Raw genomic sequence first — 20,347 nt, 5'->3', positions numbered from 1 at the left:
AGCCCGGAGCAATCTCATTTCAGCCGATATTCTGCAGAACGGGCATGGGCTTGCAAACCTTCGCCGTAGGCCAGTTCAGCGGCGACCTTGCCCAGCGTCTGCGCACCACCTTCACTGACTTGCAGCATGCTGGAACGCTTCTGGAAGTCATATACACCCAGCGGCGACGAAAAACGTGCGGTACGCGAAGTCGGCAACACATGGTTCGGACCGGCACAGTAATCACCGAGCGACTCGGAAGAGAAACGACCGAGGAACATCGCGCCGGCGTGGCGGATTTTATCGGCCCACTGCTGAGGATTCTCGGTCGAAATTTCCAGATGTTCCGCTGCGATCAGGTTGGCGATCTCGCACGCTTCATCCATATCACGCACTTTGATCATCGCACCGCGATTGGTCAGCGAAGTAGTGATCACATCCTTGCGTGGCATGTCCGCGAGTTGACGGTTGATACTGTCCGCCACCGCATCCAGATAAGCCGCGTCCGGGCAAATCAGGATGGATTGCGCCAGTTCGTCATGCTCGGCTTGCGAGAACAGGTCCATCGCAATCCAGTCGGGATTGGTGGTGCCGTCACATACCACCAGGATTTCCGATGGACCGGCAATCATATCGATACCAACGGTACCAAACACGCGGCGCTTGGCTGCCGCCACATAGGCATTGCCCGGGCCGACGATCTTGTCAACTTGCGGAATAGTCGCAGTACCGTAAGCCAGCGCAGCCACCGCCTGTGCGCCACCGATAGTAAATACGCGATCAACACCGGACATCGCAGCAGCGGCCAGCACCAGTTCATTCTGCACACCATTTGGCGTCGGTACCACCATGATGACTTCCTGCACACCGGCGACTTTGGCCGGGATCGCATTCATCAATACCGATGACGGATAAGCCGCCTTACCGCCCGGCACATAAATGCCGACGCGATCCAGCGGTGTCACTTTCTGGCCGAGGATAGTACCGTCCGCTTCGGTGTAGCTGAAGCCGTCAGAACCAATCTCGCTTTTTTGCCGTTCGTGATACGCACGCACGCGATCCGCTGCAGTCTGCAAGGCAGCGCGACGCACCGGCGATAATTGCGCCAATGCGGCTTGCAAATCGGCACTCTTGATTTCCAAAGCTTGCAAGCTGTCCGCCTCGACATGGTCGAACTGCTTGGTGTATTCCAGTACGGCGACATCGCCGCGTTTTTTCACATCTTCGAGGATGCGCAGCACTGCACGATCAATCGCCTCGTCTTCGCTGGCTTCGAAAGCCAGCACGTCAGCCAGTTGCTGGCGGAAGTCGGGATGGGTGGAATCAAATTTGCGTATCTGTATGGACATCATTTTTCTCAATCAAGCCATGTAGGAATCGTATCCTGTTGTTGCAACATCAAGACGAACGTTTCGATGCTTTTTCAAATGCTTCAAGTATAGGTTGCAGGCGCTCACGTTTCAGCTTCAGCGCAGCCTTATTGACAACCAGGCGCGAAGAGATATCCATAATGCGTTCCACTTCGACCAGATGGTTGGCGCGCAGGGTGCTGCCGGTACTGACCAGATCGACAATGGCATCCGCCAGGCCAACCAGGGGACCCAACTCCATCGAGCCATACAATTTGATCAGGTCGACGTGCACACCTTTTGCCGCGAAGTGCTCACGCGCAGTCTGTACATACTTGGTGACCACACGCAAACGCGCACCCTGTTGCACGGCGCTTTCATAATCAAAGCCATCCTTGACCGCGACCGACATGCGGCAATTCGCGATATTCAAGTCGATAGGCTGATACAAGCCTTCGCCGCCGTGCTCGAGCAAAACATCCTTGCCAGCCACGCCGAAATCAGCCGCACCGTATTGCACATAGGTCGGCACATCCGAGGCACGCACGATAATCACGCGCACATTTGCGTCATTGGTTTGCAGGATCAGCTTGCGCGAAGTTTCCGGATCTTCGGTGACCTTGATGCCGGCAGCTTCCAGCAAGGGCAAGGTTTCTTCAAAAATGCGGCCCTTGGAAAGCGCCAGCGTCAGTTGTTGGTTCTCTTGCGTCATCATTTCACTCGCTGTATATCTGCGCCAACGGCGGACAGTTTGACTTCCATACGATCGTAACCGCGATCCAGGTGATAAATGCGATCTATCAAGGTATCGCCTTCTGCTGCCAATGCAGCAATGACGAGCGAAGCCGAAGCGCGCAAATCCGTGGCCATGACTGGTGCACCCACCAGTTTATCCACGCCATTGATGATCGCAGTGTGACCTTCAATCGTAATCGCAGCACCAAGACGATTCATTTCCTGCACGTGCATGAAGCGGTTTTCAAAAATCGTTTCGATCACGCGGCTGCTGCCTTCTGCAACACAGTTCATGGCCATGAATTGCGCCTGCATGTCGGTCGGGAAACCCGGGTATTCAGTGGTACGGAAGCTGACTGCTTTCGGACGCGAAGCCATTTGCACACGTATCCAGTCGTCACCTGAAGTCAGGATCGCACCTGCTTCACGCAATTTATCGAAAGCCACATCCAGCGTATCGGTACGCGCATTACGCAAAGTGACGTCACCGCCAACAGTCGCAACTGCGCACATAAAGGTCGCCGTTTCGATACGGTCAGCGATCACTGCATGGCTCGCGCCGTGCAGGCTTTCCACACCCTGTATCACCAGACGATCCGTGCCTATGCCTTCAATCTTCGCGCCCATCGCCACCAACAGGTTCGCGAGGTCGGTTACTTCCGGTTCACGTGCGGCATTTTCCAGTATGGTCTCGCCATCTGCCAGCGTTGCCGCCATCAGCAGGTTTTCCGTACCGGTAACGGTAATCATATCGGTCACGATACGCGTACCTTTGAGCTTCTTGGCTTTAGCGTGGATGTAACCAGCCTCTATCGTGACCTCGGCACCCATCGCCTGCAAACCCTTGATGTGCTGGTCTACCGGGCGCGAACCGATCGCGCAACCGCCAGGCAAGGACACCCGGGCTTCGCCGAAGCGTGCCAGCAGGGGACCCAGTACCAGGATGGAGGCACGCATGGTTTTCACCATCTCGTATGGCGCTTCCAGCTTATCGATGGCACTGCCATTGAGGCTGACTTTGTCGCCGTCCTGCTCTGCACGCAAACCCATCTGGCGCAGCAGGCGCAAGATGGTAGTCACGTCCTGCAGATTAGGCACATTACTCAACTGTACCGTATCAGCTGTCAACAAACCCGCGCACAAAATCGGCAGCGCTGCATTCTTAGCACCGGAAACAGTGATTTCGCCGGAGAGACGATTACCGCCCCGAATTAAAAGCTTATCCATTTAAAAATTTATCCATTCAAAAGCTTGCCCAAGCGGTGCTGGGCCATTCAAGTATGTAGCTGCTTACTTCTGGAATTCTTCAGGCGTCAGTGTCTTCATCGACAAAGCATGGATTTCTTCGCGCATGCGGTCGCCGAGTGCCGCATACACTATCTGATGACGCTGGATCAGGCGCTTGCCGGCAAACGCATCCGATACGATCACTGCTTCGAAGTGCGCGCCGTCGCCACTGACTTCGAGATGCGAGCAATCCAGTCCGGCTGCGATATAACTTTTAACTAATTCTGGTGTGGGCAACATGATTCTGCCTTTATCTAATATGGTGATGATGGGGTGAATAAATAGGGTGTAAGCGGCCGGTTCGTATGATCAATGGCGCAGCTTGTAGCCGCTCTTCAGCAGCGACATGCCGACACCTGCCAGCAGCACCAGGAAAAATGCAACAACCGTCGAGCTTATCAGCGGATTCACGTCGGACTGGCCAAAGAAGCCATAACGGAAGCCGTCTATCATGTAAAAGAACGGATTCATATGCGACACGGTTTGCCAGAACGGCGGCAAGGAATGCACCGAATAAAATACGCCGGACAGGAAAGTGGCTGGCATGATCAGGAAATTCTGGAATGCCGCGAGCTGGTCAAATTTTTCCGCCCATATGCCTGCGATCAAACCCATGGTGCCCAGCATTGCTGCACCAAGCACGGCAAAGATCACTATCCACCACGGCGCCACGAAAGACATGTCTGCAAACCAGGCCGTCACGATGAACACGCCGGTGCCGACCACCAGGCCACGCACCACGGCTGCCATCACATAGGCACTGAACAGCTCCCAGTGCGACAACGGCGGCAGCAGGACGAAAACCAGGTTGCCGGTGATCTTCGACTGGATCAGCGATGACGATGAATTGGCGAATGCATTCTGCAAGACGCTCATCATGACCAGGCCGGGAATCAGGAAGGCCGTATATTTCACACCGGGATATACCTGCACATGGTCTTCCAGCACATGGCCGAAGATCAGCAAGTACAGGACAGCCGTCAGGATAGGCGCGGCGACGGTCTGCGTCGCAACCTTCCAGAAACGCAGCATTTCTTTATAAAACAGGGTCTGGAAGCCTATCATTTCTCACCTTCCATAATCTGGATGAAAACATCTTCCAGATCCGCTTGTTGCAATTGCATGTCTTCTATCACCACACCGGCCAGACGCAGTTTGGCGAGGATGGGTTCGACATCGCTGTAGTCGTTGACGCGCAAAGTGTATTGATTGCCGAATACCAGTTCTTCCGGATGCGACACCAATTCCTTCAGCTCATCCGGCAAGCTGCCGGATGCCAGCTTCACCACCAGTTGCGAACCGGAGATGCGCTTAATCAGCGTCGAAGTCGTATCGAGTGCCACGACCTGCCCGCCTTTCAACATCGCGACGCGATTACACAGCGCCTGCGCTTCTTCCAGGTAGTGCGTGGTCAGGACCACGGTATGCCCTTCGCGGTTCAGGCGCGAAATGAACTTCCACAAGGTCTGGCGCAACTCGACATCGACGCCTGCGGTCGGCTCATCCAGCACGATCACAGGCGGTTTGTGCACCAGTGCCTGCGCAACCAGCACGCGACGCTTCATGCCGCCGGACAGCGCACGCATATTCGCATCGGCCTTGTTGGTCAGGTCGAGGTGATGCATGACTTCATCGATCCAGGCATCGTTATTCTTCAGCCCGTAGTAGCCGGACTGCATGCGCAAAGTCTCGCGCACGGTAAAGAAGGGATCGAACACCAGTTCCTGCGGCACCACGCCGAGCAACTGGCGCGCCTTGCGGTAATCGCTGACAACGTCATGACCCTGGATGGTGACATTGCCCGAATCAGCACGGTTCAGGCCCGCAATGATGGAAATCAACGTGGTTTTACCCGCGCCGTTAGGCCCAAGCAGGCCGAAAAACTCACCTTCTTCGATAGAAAGTGAAACGCCATTCAACGCTTTCAGCGTGCGATAGCTTTTTTCGACATTATTTATTTGAATTGCAGCCATGGTGGCTCAGAACACTTTACGCAAAATGGGACGCTGGCGGCTGCGCAAATCACGCTGCCGGATGCGAAAACCTTTGATTATATTGGATTTTCACGCTGAGCCCCTGCATGAGAGGCGGTGAAACGTAGTACGCAGGGAAATGCAGGAGGGATCAATGATGCGGCAAGTCGGCGCGCGCGGAGCTGGTGCCGATCAATTCGGTCACGTCATAGAGGGAAATCAGGCTGCGCAGATTCCCCGGCAGGTTGTTGAAACTCAGGGAAAGCGCGCGGGCATTGGCGGTACGACGCCAAACCAGCATGGTGGCTACTGCCGCAGAATCGACAGTTTCCACTTTGGCAAAATCAAATTCCGTCTGCCCGGCAGCAATCGCCTGCAAACCAGCGCTCAATGCCGTTTTGGCATTGTCGAAAGTGAGCGATGTACCGGGCTGGAACATTCTTAGGAAGCCTTGCCTGTTTTTGCAACGCTACCGGCGAGCTTTTTGTTTTTCTCGGCCAGTGTCTTGATCAGGCCGTCCATGCCGGACTTGCTGATTTCTGCCGCAAAGCTGCCTTTATAGGTTTCAACCAGCCATGCGCCGAGTACATTGACGTCATAGATTTTCCAGCCGGTAGGCGCCTTCGCCAGGCGATAGCTCAACTGGATAGGCTCGCCGCGTGGCTGGATCACTTGTGTATTCACAATGACTTCTGTATCGGCAGGATCAGCGCGCAATGGACGATATTCCAGCTTCTGGTCACGAATTTGCGAAATCGCACCTGAATAGGTGTACATCAGCAAGCTGCGGAATTCATTGGTCAGCTGTTTTTGCTGATCCGGCGTTGCATCACGCCAGTAGCGACCAGCTGCCAATGCTGTCATACGTTGGAAATCAACGTGCGGCAGGATCTTTTCATCAACAACTTGCTGGATACGACGTGGATTACCGCTTTGGATTTCCTTGTCGGATTTGGCAATTGCCATCACTTCTTCACTGATACGCTTGATCAGGACGTCCGGCGCTTCCTGTGCTGCGGCATAGCCGGCAAACGACAAGGCTGCGACTGCAAACGTTAATTTTTTAAATATATTCATATTTCCCTAGTTCAATTTCTTACCGGTTGGGCGACATGGCGTATATCAGAACAAGCACATGCCGCGATAACCGGATTACACCTCAGCTGCGTGCAACCGGCTCGTTTGTAGCGTTTCGACTACTGTCGAAGCGCGTGGTTCAACGATAGTGCCGGCTTCTGTCAGCATATCTGTAACAGGAAGCAACGAAGCTGCTTAGCTTTGCGGGCCTATCGCCTTGTCGCTGCTAGGTTTGGCATCCGCGCCATCATTTACCTGGCTTTCACGACGTTGCAAATAAGCACCACGGATGAAGGTGTAACGATCCAGCGCAACATCTTCCAGCAGGTTGGTTGCATTCAAAGCCGAAGCGCGCAGGTCGATCACACGTACCACAGCACCGACGTTACGCACGTCAACCGGCGTCGCATAGGTCCACAGGTCGCCGTAGATATCAACCGGCAGGGCCGCGGTATCACGCAAGGTCGAAGGACCGAACAAAGGCAGGACTACGTATGGACCGGAACCTACACCCCATTTGCCCAGGGTCTGACCGAAGTCTTCCTTGTGCTTCTGGATACCGGCTTCAGACGCGATATCAAGCACGCCGCCAAAACCGAAAGTACTGTTGACCGCAACGCGCATTACGTCCGACAAGCCGGCTTCGCCCTTGCCTTGCAGGAAGTTATTGACCATGGTCCAGACGTCGCCGATGTTACCGAAGAAGTTATTGATACCGGTTTGCGCGAACGACGGCAATACGTCCTGATACGCGGTCGCAGCCGGTTTCAGTGCGACACGGTCTACCGTATCATTGAAGCTGAACATCGCGCGGTTAAAGCCCTCGAGAGGGTCTGCCTGGTTAGTAGCGGTGCTGCTGGCGCATCCGCCGAGCAATAGTGCCGAAGTCAACAAGAGTGCTTTGCTGGTATTTTTCATTTTTGGTCTTCTTTCCCTTCGGTTGCTTTACTGAAGAGGAATTGACTGATCAAGTTCTCCAGCACCATCGCCGATTGTGTCATTGTAATTCTGTCACCTGCCGCCAGGTTGACGGTATCGCCACCTGGTTCCAAACCTACATATTGTTCGCCCAGCAAACCCGAGGTCAAAATCTTGGCCGACGAATCTTTCGGGAAAACATAACGACTTTCGATATTCAGGGTCACTGTCGCCTGATAGCTTTTGTCGTCGAAGGAGATATCGGCCACGCGTCCAACCACCACGCCGGCACTTTTAACCGGTGCGCGTGGCTTCAGCCCGCCAATATTATCAAATCGTGTCACCACCGGATAAACCTGTTCGAACGACAGCGAGCTCATGTTCCCGGCTTTCATCGCCAAAAAGAACAGTGCGGCAGCGCCCAGCAGCACAAACAGGCCAACCCATAAGTCTAATGATTTTCGTTGCATAAACAGATACCTCAAATATGGGAGAAAGTGCTATTTGGCAAAAAATAGTACCTCTTCCATCACACGAACAAAGCGTCGGAGGGGCGCACATTTTAATCTAAAAGTGCATTACCCGCTCCCGCGCCCCTTTATTTGAAACTTAGCTGAACATCAAAGCCGTCAACAGGAAATCCAGCCACAACACGGACAAGGATGCGATCACCACGGTGCGCGTCGTTGCGCGCGCCACGCCTTCCGGCGTCGGCTGGGCTTCATAGCCCTGGTACAAGGCGATGAAAGTCACCGCAAAACCGAATACGATACTTTTAATCACGCCGTTGACGATATCGTTCCAGACGTCAACACCGCCCTGCATTTGCGACCAGAAAGCACCTTCATCCACGCCGATCAGCTGGACGCCGACGATATAGCCGCCGAGGATACCGACGGCACTGAAGATCGCGGCCAGGATAGGCATCGCAATCACGCCGGCCCAGAAACGGGGGGCCAGTACGCGCTGCAAAGGATTCACCGCCATCATTTCCATCGCGGACAATTGCTCGCCGGCTTTCATCAAGCCAATTTCAGCTGTCAAGGAAGTACCGGCACGTCCGGCAAACAGCAAGGCCGTCACAACCGGACCCAGTTCACGCGTCAGCGACAGGGCAACCAGCAAACCCAGCGCCTGCTCTGAACCGTATTTATTCAGCGTGTAATAACCCTGCAGGCCCAGCACAAAACCGACAAACAAACCGGACACCGCAATCAACACCAGCGAATAGTTGCCGATGAAGTGGATCTGGCTGGTAATCAGCCGGAAACGGCGCAACAAACCACCGGAAGCACCGATAATTCCGAAAAAAGTGCGGGTAGCAAAACCAATATTGACAACAAATTCACGAACCAGACGTCCTATCGTCTCCAGCAACCAAATCATGAGCGCGCCTCCAGCCCCAGATCATCGGCCAGCGACTTGCCCGGAAAATGGAAAGGCACAGGTCCATCCGGCTCGGCATTGACGAATTGTTTCACGTACGGATCGCTGGAAGCCATCATCTCGGCCGGCGTTCCTTCCGCGACAATCGCGCCTTTTGACAGGAAATACACATAATCCGCGATAGAGAAGGACTCATGTACATCATGCGAGACCAGGATGGTGGTCGAACCGAGCGCATCATTCAATTTGCGGATCAGGTTCGCAGTCATGCCCATCGAAATCGGATCGAGACCGGCAAACGGCTCGTCATACATAATCAGTTCCGGGTCCAGCGCAATCGAACGTGCCAGTGCAACGCGCCGCGCCATGCCGCCGGAAATCTCGGCCGGCATCAATTGCGCAGCATTGCGCAAGCCGACCGTGTGCAATTTCATCAGCACCAGATCGCGGATTAATTCCTCGGATAAATCCGTATGTTCGCGCAACGGGAAGGCAACATTCTCGAACACCGAGATATCGGTGAACAGCGCGCCATGCTGGAACAGCATGCCCATTTTGCGGCGCAATTGATATACAGCCTTGGTATCAAGTTCGTGAACGACTTGTCCATCAACCGTAACTTGCCCCGCCTGCGGCCGTAACTGACCGCCAATCAGGCGTAAAACCGTGGTTTTACCCGAGCCGGAGCCGCCCATGACGGCAATCACTTTGCCACGTGGGAAGTCCATGTTGAGCTCCGACAGGATCGGACGCTCACCATAAGCAAAATGGAGATCGCGGATTTCAACAAGATTAGACACTAGGGGAGTATTTCTTTTGCAATGTCATAATTGTAGTGCAGAAAACGAAATCTCTCCCGCGCCCATTTCTTTTGGGCAGCTTACATACACCAAACGTTGTAAAAAAACCCGCCGGTCTTGCGACTCGGCGGGTTTTCTGCACCAAAAGATTTTTGCTTAGCGCGGCAGGACCGATTCACCCATCAGGAACGCATCAACTTCACGCGCACACTGACGACCTTCACGGACGGGAGCCGGATCAGTTGTGCAGGCCTGCGCCTGCTCAACCCGGCGAGCGCGGTGTTGGCTTTCAAGCCAACACCGTGCGATCCATTAACGTGGCAGTACCGACTCACCCATCAGGAACGCATCAACTTCACGCGCACACTGACGACCTTCACGGATCGCCCAGACCACCAGGGACTGACCACGACGCATGTCGCCAGCTGCAAACACCTTTTCGACCGAAGTACGGTAGCAACCTTCACCATCGGTAGTCGCCTTGGCGTTACCACGTGCATCCTTGTCGACACCGAAGGCGTCCAGCACTTGCTGTACCGGCGAAACAAAGCCCATCGCCAGCAAGACCAGGTCAGCTTTCATTTCGAATTCCGAGTTAGGCACTTCCTGCATGCGGCCGTCTTTCCACTCAACGCGGGCAGCGATCAGTTTTTCAACCTTGCCGTTTTTACCTTCCAGGCGCTTGGTAGCAACCGCCCAATCGCGTTCGCAACCTTCTTCGTGCGACGAAGAGGTACGCAATTTGGTTGGCCAGTATGGCCAGACCAGCGGCTTGTTCTCTTCTTCCGGCGGCTGTGGCAGCAATTCAAATTGCGCTACCGAAGCTGCACCGTGACGGTTCGAGGTACCGACGCAATCGGAACCGGTATCGCCGCCGCCAATCACGACCACGTGTTTACCGGTGGCCATCAACTGGTCTTTGACCTTGTCGCCGGCATTCACCTTGTTTTGCAATGGCAGGAATTCCATCGCAAAGTGCACACCCTTCAATTCACGGCCAGGAACCGGCAGGTCGCGTGGCTGTTCGGCACCGCCAGCGATGATGACCGCGTCGAAATCTTTATTGATTTGCTCCGGCGAGATGGTTTCTTTTGCCCAGTTGATGATGTTCGCCGGGAAATCCTTACCAACCAATACACTGGTGCGGAAGGTCACGCCTTCTGCTTCCATTTGCTTGACGCGCAAATCGATGTGGTTTTTTTCCATCTTGAAGTCAGGAATGCCATAACGCAGCAAGCCGCCGACGCGATCATTCTTTTCAAATACGGTGACATCGTGGCCAACGCGCGCCAATTGCTGTGCAGCCGCCATACCGGCAGGACCGGAGCCGACTACCGCGATTTTCTTGCCGGTTTTGACGCTAGGCACTTGTGGCACGACCCAGCCGTTATCCCAACCCTTGTCGATGATGAAGTGCTCAATCGATTTGATACCGACCGGATCTTCATTGATACCCAGTGTGCATGCGGATTCGCATGGCGCCGGGCAAATACGACCGGTGAATTCCGGGAAGTTATTGGTTGAATGCAGGGTGTCCAGCGCTTGCTTGTATGCGCCGCTGTAGACCAGGTCATTCCAGTCAGGAATGATGTTGTTGACCGGGCAGCCGTTATTGCAAAACGGGATGCCGCAATCCATGCAGCGTGCTGCCTGCACTTTTGAATCTGCATCGCTCAGATGCATGGTGAATTCTTTGTAATGCGCGGTACGTTTTTGCGGCTCCTCGCTTGCTTCGCGCAAACGCTGGAATTCCATAAAGCCGGTAATCTTTCCCATGTTTCTCTCGCCTTCTAAACCATTCGTTTCGGCCCGACCGTCTCGCGATCGGGCCATGACATCGTTTGTTGACCGTGCTTATGCAGCTTACACAGCGACCTTGGTGGATACTGACTGTTCAGCCTTGGCAGCATGCATTTCAGCCAATGCGCGTTTGTATTCCGATGGGAATACCTTGACGAACTTGCTGCGGGCGCTGCTCCACTCATCCAGCAGGGCGCGGGCACGGGTACTGCCGGTGTACTTGAAGTGACGCTCGATCAAACCTTTGAGGATAGCTTCATCGGTTTGCGCATCGGCACCGCGTACATGGCTATGCCAGGAAGCGTGCTCTGCCTTGCCTTCCTGTTCAGCTGCGGATTCCACAGGGTGCAGGGCAACCATCGCCATATTGCACTTGCTGGCGAAATCACCTTTCGGGTCGTAGACATAAGCAATACCACCCGACATACCGGCAGCAAAGTTACGACCGGTTTCACCCAGTACAACGACGGTACCGCCTGTCATGTATTCACAACCGTGATCACCGGTACCTTCGACCACTGCAATCGCGCCCGAGTTACGCACCGCGAAACGTTCACCGGCGACGCCGTTGAAGAACGCTTCACCGGCGACCGCACCGTACAGCAAGGTGTTACCGCTGATGATGTTCTCGACTGCACGACCGCGGAATTCGGTGTTTGGACGCACGATGATGCGACCGCCCGACAAGCCCTTACCGACGTAATCGTTACCTTCGCCAACCAGGTCCAGCGTAATGCCGTGTGCCAGGAATGCGCCGGCCGATTGGCCTGCGGTACCTTGCAGCTGGATGTGGATGGTGTCGTCAGGCAAGCCTTCGTGACCGTATTTCTTCGCAACCTGGCCCGACAACATCGCACCAACGGTACGGTTGACGTTCTTGATCGTCGAAATGAAGGAAACCTTTTCGCCGTTTTCGATAGCCGCTTTCGCTTGCGCGATCAGCTTGTTATCCAACGCCTTTTCAAGCGCATGATCCTGGCCTTCCACGTGGTAGCGCGCAACGCCTTCTGCTACTGGCGGTTGATAGAACATGCGGCTGAAATCCAGGCCCTTGGCTTTCCAGTGCGAAATCGCTTTCGATTTGTCGAGCAGGTCGGCACGGCCGATCAATTCGTCAAATGTACGGATACCCAGCTGCGCCATGATTTGACGTGCTTCTTCTGCGATGAAGAAGAAGTAGTTGACCACGTGCTCTGGCTTGCCGGAGAACTTGGCACGCAAGACCGGGTCTTGCGTCGCAACGCCGACCGGGCAGGTGTTCAGATGGCATTTACGCATCATGATGCAGCCTTCGACGACCAGCGGTGCAGTCGAGAAGCCCATTTCATCTGCGCCCAGCAAAGCAGCAATGACGACGTCACGGCCGGTTTTCATTTGACCGTCAGCCTGCACACGGATACGGGTACGCAAACCGTTCAGGATCAGGGTTTGCTGCGTTTCAGCCAGGCCCAGTTCCCATGGCGAACCGGCAAACTTCACCGACGACAATGGCGATGCGCCGGTGCCGCCGTCATGGCCGGCGATCACAACGTGATCGGCTTTCGCTTTGGCGACACCGGTAGCAACGGTACCGACACCGACTTCCGCTACCAGCTTGACCGAGATCGATGCGCTTGGATTGACGTTTTTCAGATCATGGATCAGCTGCGCCAAATCTTCGATCGAGTAAATATCGTGATGCGGTGGCGGCGAGATCAGACCAACGCCAGGTACCGAGAAACGCAGGCGTGCGATGTACTCGGACACTTTGTGCCCTGGCAGCTGACCGCCTTCACCTGGTTTAGCACCTTGCGCCATCTTGATCTGGATTTGTTCAGCCGAAGTCAGGTATTCGGTGGTGACACCGAAACGACCCGAAGCGACCTGCTTGATCTTCGAGCGCAGCGAATCGCCAGGCATCAAAGGCATGTCGACTTCAACCACGTCCTTGCCGATCACCGATGCCAGCGTCGAACCATCCTTGATAGGAATGCCGCGCAGTTCCGAGCGATAACGCTTGGTATCTTCGCCACCTTCGCCGGTATTCGATTTACCGCCGATACGGTTCATTGCAATTGCGAGGGTTGCATGCGCTTCGGTCGAGATCGAACCGAGCGACATTGCGCCGGTAGCGAAACGTTTAACGATTTCTTTCGCCGGCTCAACTTCGTCCAGTGAAATAGCGCTGGCAGGATCGAATTTGAATTCGAACAAGCCACGCAGTGTCATGTGACGCTTCGATTGATCATTGATGATCTGTGCGTATTCTTTATAGGTGCTGAAGTTGTTGGCACGGGTCGAATGCTGCAGTTTTGCAATCGCATCCGGCGTCCACATGTGCTCTTCACCACGTACGCGGTATGCGTATTCACCACCGGCGTCGAGCGAATGTGCCAGCACCGGATCAGCGCTGAATGCCGATTTGTGCAGGCGCAGCGCTTCTTCCGCCACTTCGAATACGCCGATACCTTCAACATTCGACGAGGTGCCTTTGAAGTACTTCTGGATCAACGATTTGTTGAGGCCGATTGCTTCAAAGATTTGCGCGCCGCAGTAGGACATATAGGTAGAGATACCCATTTTCGACATGACTTTCATCAAGCCCTTGCCGACTGCTTTCTGGAAGTTGGCGATCGCTTTTTCCGGCGACAAATCGCCTGGCAAGCCCTTCGCCATTTCGCTGACGGTATCCATCGCCAGGTATGGATGAATTGCTTCTGCACCGTAACCGGCGAGCAGCGCAAAGTGATGCGTTTCACGTGCGGAACCGGTTTCCACTACCAGGCCGGTCGAGGTACGCATACCTTTGCTGACCAGGTGCAAGTGGATGGCCGAAGTCGCCAGTAAGGCCGGGATCGCGACGTGGTTTCCATCGATCTTGCGATCGGAGATGATCAGGATGTTGTGGCCGGATTGAACTGCATCCACTGCCTGCGCGCACAGCGAAGCCAGGCGCGCTTCAATACCTTCCTTGCCCCATGCGGTCGGGTAGCAAATGTTCAGCTCATGCGATTTGAACTTGCCACCGGTGTGCGCACCGATGTTGCGCAACTTGGCGATATCCGCATAGTCGAGCACCGGCTGCGACACTTCAAGACGCATAGGCGGGTTGATGTTGTTGGTGTCGAGCAGGTTAGGCTTGGGACCAATGAAGGACACCAGCGACATCACCATTGCTTCGCGGATCGGATCGATAGGCGGGTTGGTGACTTGCGCAAACAACTGGCGGAAGTAGTTATACAGCGTCTTGTCCTTGTTCGACATGACTGCCAGCGGCGAATCGTTACCCATGGAACCGGTTGCTTCTTCAGCAGTGGTTGCCATAGGCGACATCAGAAATTTCAAATCTTCCTGGGTGTAGCCGAATGCCTGTTGCAGGTCGAGCAAAGCGGTGGCCGATTTGGCTTCCGCAGCTTCCTTGTTCAGTTCGTTCAGTTTGATACGTACCGACTCAATCCATTGTTTGTATGGCTTGGCGTTAGCGTAGGTATCTTTCAGTTCTTTATCGTCGATGATGCGGCCTGCATCCAAATCGATCAGGAACATTTTGCCTGGCTGCAGGCGCCATTTCTGGATGATCTTGGATTCAGGGATAGGCAAGACACCGGATTCCGACGCCATTACGACCAGGTCGTCGTCAGTCACGATGTAACGTGCAGGACGCAAGCCGTTACGATCCAAGGTACCGCCGATATGGCGACCATCGGTAAATGCCATTGCTGCCGGACCATCCCATGGTTCCATCATCGCAGCGTGGTATTCGTAGAAAGCGCGACGGTTGTCATCCATCGTCGTGTGGTTTTCCCACGCTTCCGGAATCATCATCATCATCGCTTGTGCGATCGGGTAACCAGCCATGACCAGCAGTTCGAGCGCATTGTCGAAGCATGCGGTATCCGACTGACCTTCATAGATCAGCGGGAACAGTTTTTTCAGGTCATCGCCCAACACGGCCGACTTCATCACGCCTTCGCGTGCACGCATCCAGTTGAAGTTACCTTTAACTGTGTTGATCTCACCGTTGTGCGCCAACAGGCGATATGGGTGAGCCAGCGGCCATTCAGGGAAGGTGTTGGTCGAGAAACGTTGGTGCACCAGCGCCAGTGCGGAGACGCAGCGTGGATCTTGCAAGTCTTTATAGTACTCACCGACCTGGTCAGCCAGCAGCAAGCCTTTATAAACAACGGTACGGGCCGACATCGATGGCACGAAGAATTCCTGGCCGTGTAACAGGTGCAGAGCCTGGATCGCGTGGCCGGAAGCCTTGCGGATCACATACAGTTTGCGTTCCAGCGCATCAGTCACCATGATGTCCTGGCCGCGGCCAATGAAAATCTGGCGGATCACTGGTTCTTTGTCGCGCACGGTCGGCGACATCGGCATTTCCTTGTCGACCAGCACATCGCGCCAGCCCAGCACGACCTGGCCTTCAGCCAGAACCGAGCGTTCGAGTTCTTGTTCGCAAGCGATGCGGGACGCGTTTTCCTTAGGCAGGAAGACCATGCCGACGCCGTATTCCCCTGCTGGTGGCAGGGTTACGCCTTGCTTGGCCATTTCTTCGCGGTAGTACTGGTCCGGGATCTGAATCAAGATACCGGCACCGTCGCCCATCAGCTTGTCGGCACCGACAGCGCCGCGATGGTCGATATTTTTGAGGATGAGCAAACCCTGCTCAACAATAGAATGGCTCTTCTTGCCTTTGATGTGGGCGACAAAACCTACGCCACAAGCATCATGTTCATTAGCCGGATCGTACAAACCTTGCGCATGCATAGCCTTCTCCACTACTTTTCAATGAGCCTGAAGGATAGTGCAGAGCATTCTCAATTTCAACCTCAACAATTAGGGTCAGTGTCAATTAAATTTTCCCTACTCTTGAATCAAATTTTAAATGGGGACAGAGTGATAAACTTTTGCACCAAAATGGTTCAAAATGCCCGTCGAATCAAGTCTTTTCGGTGCGTAGCTCGCCGCTCTGGCGCGGCGGCCTACCCCGCTTGACCTGTCGAATCCGACGTTGAGTTTGTTTCTCTAATGACAATTTATACTGCTCACTACCTAAAGCCCAGCCCTTCAAAGTGGCATCACTGACTGCAGCCACTTCGGCCGCACTCAAGCCTTGCTCTATCGATGCCTTGTATGCAGCTTCGCGCTCAAACGGCGTGTTACCCAAAGCCCAATACAAAGGGTGATCGGTAATGATGGGGTCGGATTTCAGGCCGATATGGTGCTGATAGCTGGACCACGGGTAATCACCGGCAACGCTCACCAGGCCAGCGCGCACCGGATTGGTTTCGATATAACGACAGCACGTCATCAGGTAGCGCTCGGCATCCACCACGGTTGCCTTGTAGCGTCCTTGCCACAAGGTCCCGCTACGCTCGTATTTACGGTTGAAGTAAGGCACGTAATAGCGCCCCAGCCATTGCATCATGCGCGACAAACCATCCTGATCGGCTGGCGTCGCCAATAAATGCAAGTGGTCCGGCATTAGGACATAGGCATGGATCGCCACCTTGAATTGCTTGGCGGCCTCACGCAGGCGCGCCAGGAATTCGAGATAATCGGCAGTGTCGCGGAATACCAGTTGGCGGTCATTGCCGCGCTGGATGATGTGATGGGGCTGGTTGGGGACAACCAGCCGTGGAAGTCGGGCCATGGCTTTGCACCTAAATTGATTTAATGCATATTAAATCAACTCTGACCCCAATTACCATATTTTGACAAACGGGACCGGCATTAACGCATCGTGCGCGTCCAGGCCGGCTCGTCGTTCTTATTGCGATAACTGATCGCCTTGACGACCAGCGCACGCAATTCATCCAGCAAGACTACTTCTTGCTGTGAAATTTTGGATGGCGGCAAGGACGCATCCCAATCCCCATACATGAAACCGACCGGATGGAAGTTCAGCATCAGCGGCAAGATAACGAAGCTGCGCGCAGTCGATAATTCATCGCGCCACCAACGTGGCAATTTGCTGAGGAAGCCCGGCGCCTGCGCATCTTCGACAAAAATCATTTTGTCGTTCGCCAGCGCCGCATGGAATACGTCGGGCTGATAGGCATCCTTAAAGGCCAGGCGCGCCAGCATCTCTTCGGTACATTCGCCGAAACACATACGCGCGACATACTTGCCTTCATCATGATTGCGCAGGAAAGCAACCGCACGGCTTAAACCCAGGCCCTGATAAACCGTTTCCAGCGCTACAGTCATAACCTGGCCGGTGCTGGCGGTCGCCACTTCGTCGTGCATATCGCCGACGCCGCGCTTGAGGATATTGATGGAGTCGGCCGGTTTACCCAGCGGCAAGGACATTTGTGCTTCCGGCTCATTGGCCTGCTTGCCTTGTTGCGCCAGTGTTTCATCTTCCGAAGCCTTTTGCGCGGCATCGACCGCGGACAAAACGACCGCCGAATCCAGTCCCAGCATTTCTGCATAGTTCTCTGCGATTTCGGCCAGGTCACCTTCGGCAGATGCGGCATCGTCTTCACACAAAACGCCGGCGCAACGGGTCGACATGGTCGAGACTGCAGCGAGCCATTCCGAATGTTCCAGCGGCTCATGGCTGGCATCCGCGTCCACACGGGGCGGCATTTCCTTGAGGCTGGCGACCAGGCCGCTAGGCAAACCCCAGCGCTTGCCGATCAGGCGGCCGATTTCATCCAGCTCGAGACCGAGCACATCGTGCGCGGCTTCGTTTTCTGAAATATTGTTACTGGTCGCGCGCTCCTGCACTTCTGCCCATTGCTCCGGCAGGTAAAAGGACACCATCAGGCGACCCAGCGAATGCAGGATAGAGCACACAACAACTTCTTCGGTATCCCGACGGGTAGTCGACGATGCAACCTGGCGCGCGATCTGGCCGGCCATCACGGCGCGTTCCATTTCGCTACGCGTATCGGAGCTGCCGAGCGACGCTGCGGACAAACCATCGATCAGCTTCAACCCCAGGGCCAAGTGGCCGATGGTTTCGGTGCCGAGCACGATGACCGCTTTCGATACGGTATTGATGCTTTGCCCGAACGCCGAATACATCGCGCTATTGGCCAGGCGCAAGACGCGTTGCGTCAGCGTCGGATCGGACAGGACGGTCCGGGTCATATTGAATTCCCTATCGTCTTCGCCTTGCATGGCGCCGACGATGGCAGTGACCACTTTTGAAAATCCGGGCAAATCCCCGCGCTGGCGTACGCGTGTCCACAGTAAATCCAGTGTTTTTTCAGGATTGATCGCTGGGCTAATTTGGTTCGTCATGAATCGAGGTCTTTTGACTTGGCGGGTTAATTTTGCAGAGCCAAGGCATCTGCTTTCAGTATATCGATCAGTGCATCCGGCAATAAGGGGAAGCCGGTATGAAAGCCCTGGATCAGTGAACAACCCTGTGCAGATAAGAATTCCATTTGTCGCTCGTTCTCCACGCCTTCTGCCACCGTCAACAAACTCAAGTGATTGGCAAGGCTGAGAACCACGTTACAGATCGCCGCATCCTTGATGGAGTCCGGCAAATCCTTGATGAAGGTACGATCAATCTTGAGCGCGGCAATCGGGAAGCGCTTGAGGTAAACCAGCGACGAGTAACCGGTACCGAAATCATCAATCGCGATACGTACGCCGCGTGAAGTGATCTTGGCCAGCAATGCTTCCGCATGTTCGGGATCCGACATCAGGATACCTTCGGTAATTTCCAGCAATAACTGGTCACCTTCCAGGCCGGACAATTTCAGCGCGTCATCCATCATGCTGAGGAATTGATCGCTGCGGAACTGGCGCGGGCTGACATTCACCGACACATACAGTTGGCGTCCGGCGGCTTCTTCAAACCGTTTCAATTGCACACAAGCGGATTTCAAAGCCCATGCGCCAAGCAAATTGATGAGGCCATTGTTTTCGGCCATCGGGATAAACTGATTGGGCGGCACCAGGCCGATATCCGGCCGCATCCAGCGCATCAGCGCTTCAAAGCCCATGATCTGGCGCGTATGTGCATCGACAATCGGCTGGTAGTGCAGCAGGAATTCACCATTGCGCACCGCCTCGAACATCGCGGCTTCCATCGTCACATCATGCTCGACCTGGTTGAAACTCAGGTGGTTGTAAATGATGCAGCGTGCTTTACCGGTTTCCTTCGCGCGATACATCGCGCTATCGGCATGCGCCAGCAATTTGACGTCAGTCTCGCCATGCGCCGGATAAATCGCAACGCCGATAGAAGTGCTGACATACAGTGCATTGCCATCGATTTCGAATGGTAACTGAATGGCCGCGATCATCCTGCGTGCCACATTATGGATTTCCACTTCGTCGACTGCGCCGTGCAGCACCGCGACAAATTCATCGCCACCGACGCGCGCCAGCGTATCGACATCGCGCAAGGTTTCACGCAAACGCGCGGCTGCCACACGCAACAAGGCATCGCCAACCGGATGGCCGAGCGCGTCGTTTACTTTCTTGAAACCATCGAGATCCAGCGCCACCACCGCAAAACCGCGGTCGGTACGACGCGATTGCGCGATCGCCATGCGCAGACGATCCGCCAGTAGGGAGCGATTCGGCAAACCGGTCAATTCATCATGCGTCGCCATATGACGCAGGCGCTCTTCCGTCGCCTGCTGTCCCGATATGTCGTGGCCGACTACCAGCACCGCCGCTTCATCAGCTTCGTCATACGCGATCATTTGCAACTCATACCAGCGCAACACCGCGCGCGTAGCCATTTGCACGCTTACACGTGTCACTTCACGGGAGGCAACCGCCTGTCTTAAAGCAGCCTCGATCGCATGCCGATCCGACAAACGCACCAGCTCGAACAACTTCATCCCGGCCAATGAAGAGCCGTGACCGATCAAGGCATCGGTACGCTTGCTGACGTGGAGAATCTCTCCGCGCGTATTGAGTCGCAGCACAAGCTCCCCGGCAATTTCCATCAAGCTGGAAAGCTGGTTTTCGGATGAATCGTTACGCTTTAGGGACATGCTTAAACGGCTAGAGTATTAATAGGTCGAGGTTAGATCGCTTTGGCAATCAGCCTCAGTTATTTTTGTGACAATTTATTGCTGTTCCA

At 54.6% G+C, this 20,347-nt stretch carries 17 protein-coding genes; all 17 read right to left on the bottom strand.

Annotated elements, in window-relative coordinates; translation table 11 throughout:
- Positions 1-14: 14 nt before the first annotated feature.
- A complete protein-coding gene (gene hisD / locus ACFQPC_RS14100) occupies positions 15-1,328 on the bottom strand; it encodes a histidinol dehydrogenase (RefSeq protein WP_382272950.1) in 1,314 nt (437 codons plus the stop codon).
- Between the two features lie 49 nt (positions 1,329-1,377).
- Positions 1,378-2,040 (bottom strand): ATP phosphoribosyltransferase, encoded by a 663-nt coding sequence (gene hisG / locus ACFQPC_RS14095; protein ID WP_382272949.1) that lies wholly within the window; start codon positions 2,038-2,040, stop codon positions 1,378-1,380.
- Positions 2,040-3,290, bottom strand: a complete 1,251-nt coding sequence (murA, locus tag ACFQPC_RS14090; protein ID WP_382272514.1) for a UDP-N-acetylglucosamine 1-carboxyvinyltransferase — start codon at positions 3,288-3,290, stop codon at positions 2,040-2,042. The genes hisG and murA overlap by 1 nt, the downstream gene beginning before the upstream one ends.
- Before the next feature lie 63 nt (positions 3,291-3,353).
- The gene (locus tag ACFQPC_RS14085; RefSeq protein ID WP_382272513.1) at positions 3,354-3,590 is read right to left on the bottom strand and encodes a BolA family protein; all 237 of its coding nucleotides are present in this window, start codon (positions 3,588-3,590) and stop codon (positions 3,354-3,356) included.
- A gap of 69 nt (positions 3,591-3,659) precedes the next feature.
- On the bottom strand, positions 3,660-4,415 hold the full coding sequence (locus ACFQPC_RS14080; RefSeq protein WP_382272512.1) for an ABC transporter permease: 756 nt from the start codon (positions 4,413-4,415) through the stop codon (positions 3,660-3,662).
- Entirely contained in the window at positions 4,412-5,323 is a 912-nt protein-coding gene (locus ACFQPC_RS14075) for an ABC transporter ATP-binding protein (RefSeq protein ID WP_382272511.1), read from the bottom strand. The genes ACFQPC_RS14080 and ACFQPC_RS14075 overlap by 4 nt, the downstream gene beginning before the upstream one ends.
- 151 nt (positions 5,324-5,474) lie before the next feature.
- Positions 5,475-5,762, bottom strand: a complete 288-nt coding sequence (locus ACFQPC_RS14070; protein WP_382272510.1) for an STAS domain-containing protein — start codon at positions 5,760-5,762, stop codon at positions 5,475-5,477.
- Positions 5,763-5,764: 2 nt separating this feature from the next.
- Positions 5,765-6,400, bottom strand: a complete 636-nt coding sequence (locus ACFQPC_RS14065; RefSeq protein ID WP_382272509.1) for an MlaC/ttg2D family ABC transporter substrate-binding protein — start codon at positions 6,398-6,400, stop codon at positions 5,765-5,767.
- A 195-nt stretch (positions 6,401-6,595) separates the two neighbouring features.
- Positions 6,596-7,318, bottom strand: a complete 723-nt coding sequence (locus ACFQPC_RS14060) for an MlaA family lipoprotein (protein WP_382272508.1) — start codon at positions 7,316-7,318, stop codon at positions 6,596-6,598.
- Positions 7,315-7,788 carry an outer membrane lipid asymmetry maintenance protein MlaD gene (gene mlaD / locus ACFQPC_RS14055; RefSeq protein WP_012081140.1) on the bottom strand — a complete coding sequence of 158 codons (474 nt, stop codon included), beginning with the start codon at positions 7,786-7,788 and terminating at the stop codon, positions 7,315-7,317. Before mlaD ends, ACFQPC_RS14060 begins: the two co-directional genes overlap by 4 nt.
- A 139-nt stretch (positions 7,789-7,927) precedes the next feature.
- Positions 7,928-8,704 carry a lipid asymmetry maintenance ABC transporter permease subunit MlaE gene (mlaE, locus tag ACFQPC_RS14050; protein ID WP_382272507.1) on the bottom strand — a complete coding sequence of 259 codons (777 nt, stop codon included), beginning with the start codon at positions 8,702-8,704 and terminating at the stop codon, positions 7,928-7,930.
- Positions 8,701-9,504 carry an ABC transporter ATP-binding protein gene (locus tag ACFQPC_RS14045; protein ID WP_382272506.1) on the bottom strand — a complete coding sequence of 268 codons (804 nt, stop codon included), beginning with the start codon at positions 9,502-9,504 and terminating at the stop codon, positions 8,701-8,703. The genes mlaE and ACFQPC_RS14045 overlap by 4 nt, the downstream gene beginning before the upstream one ends.
- A gap of 312 nt (positions 9,505-9,816) precedes the next feature.
- Entirely contained in the window at positions 9,817-11,280 is a 1,464-nt protein-coding gene (locus ACFQPC_RS14040; protein ID WP_382272505.1) for a glutamate synthase subunit beta, read from the bottom strand.
- Positions 11,281-11,367: 87 nt separating this feature from the next.
- Positions 11,368-16,056 carry a glutamate synthase-related protein gene (locus ACFQPC_RS14035; protein ID WP_382272504.1) on the bottom strand — a complete coding sequence of 1,563 codons (4,689 nt, stop codon included), beginning with the start codon at positions 16,054-16,056 and terminating at the stop codon, positions 11,368-11,370.
- A 172-nt stretch (positions 16,057-16,228) separates the two neighbouring features.
- A complete protein-coding gene (locus tag ACFQPC_RS14030; RefSeq protein WP_382272503.1) occupies positions 16,229-16,942 on the bottom strand; it encodes an REP-associated tyrosine transposase in 714 nt (237 codons plus the stop codon).
- Positions 16,943-17,022: 80 nt separating this feature from the next.
- The gene (locus ACFQPC_RS14025; protein WP_382272502.1) at positions 17,023-18,540 is read right to left on the bottom strand and encodes an HDOD domain-containing protein; all 1,518 of its coding nucleotides are present in this window, start codon (positions 18,538-18,540) and stop codon (positions 17,023-17,025) included.
- Between the two features lie 26 nt (positions 18,541-18,566).
- Complete coding sequence (locus tag ACFQPC_RS14020) at positions 18,567-20,258, bottom strand: putative bifunctional diguanylate cyclase/phosphodiesterase (RefSeq protein ID WP_382272501.1); 1,692 nt, start codon at positions 20,256-20,258, stop codon at positions 18,567-18,569.
- Between the last annotated feature and the right edge of the window lie 89 nt (positions 20,259-20,347).

The sequence above is a fragment of the Herminiimonas glaciei genome (assembly GCF_042664955.1).
GTDB classification, from domain to species: Bacteria; Pseudomonadota; Gammaproteobacteria; order Burkholderiales; family Burkholderiaceae_D; genus Oxalicibacterium; species Oxalicibacterium glaciei.
Note: the sequence above shows the minus strand (reverse complement) of the source record. Positions and strands in the feature narration are given on the sequence as shown.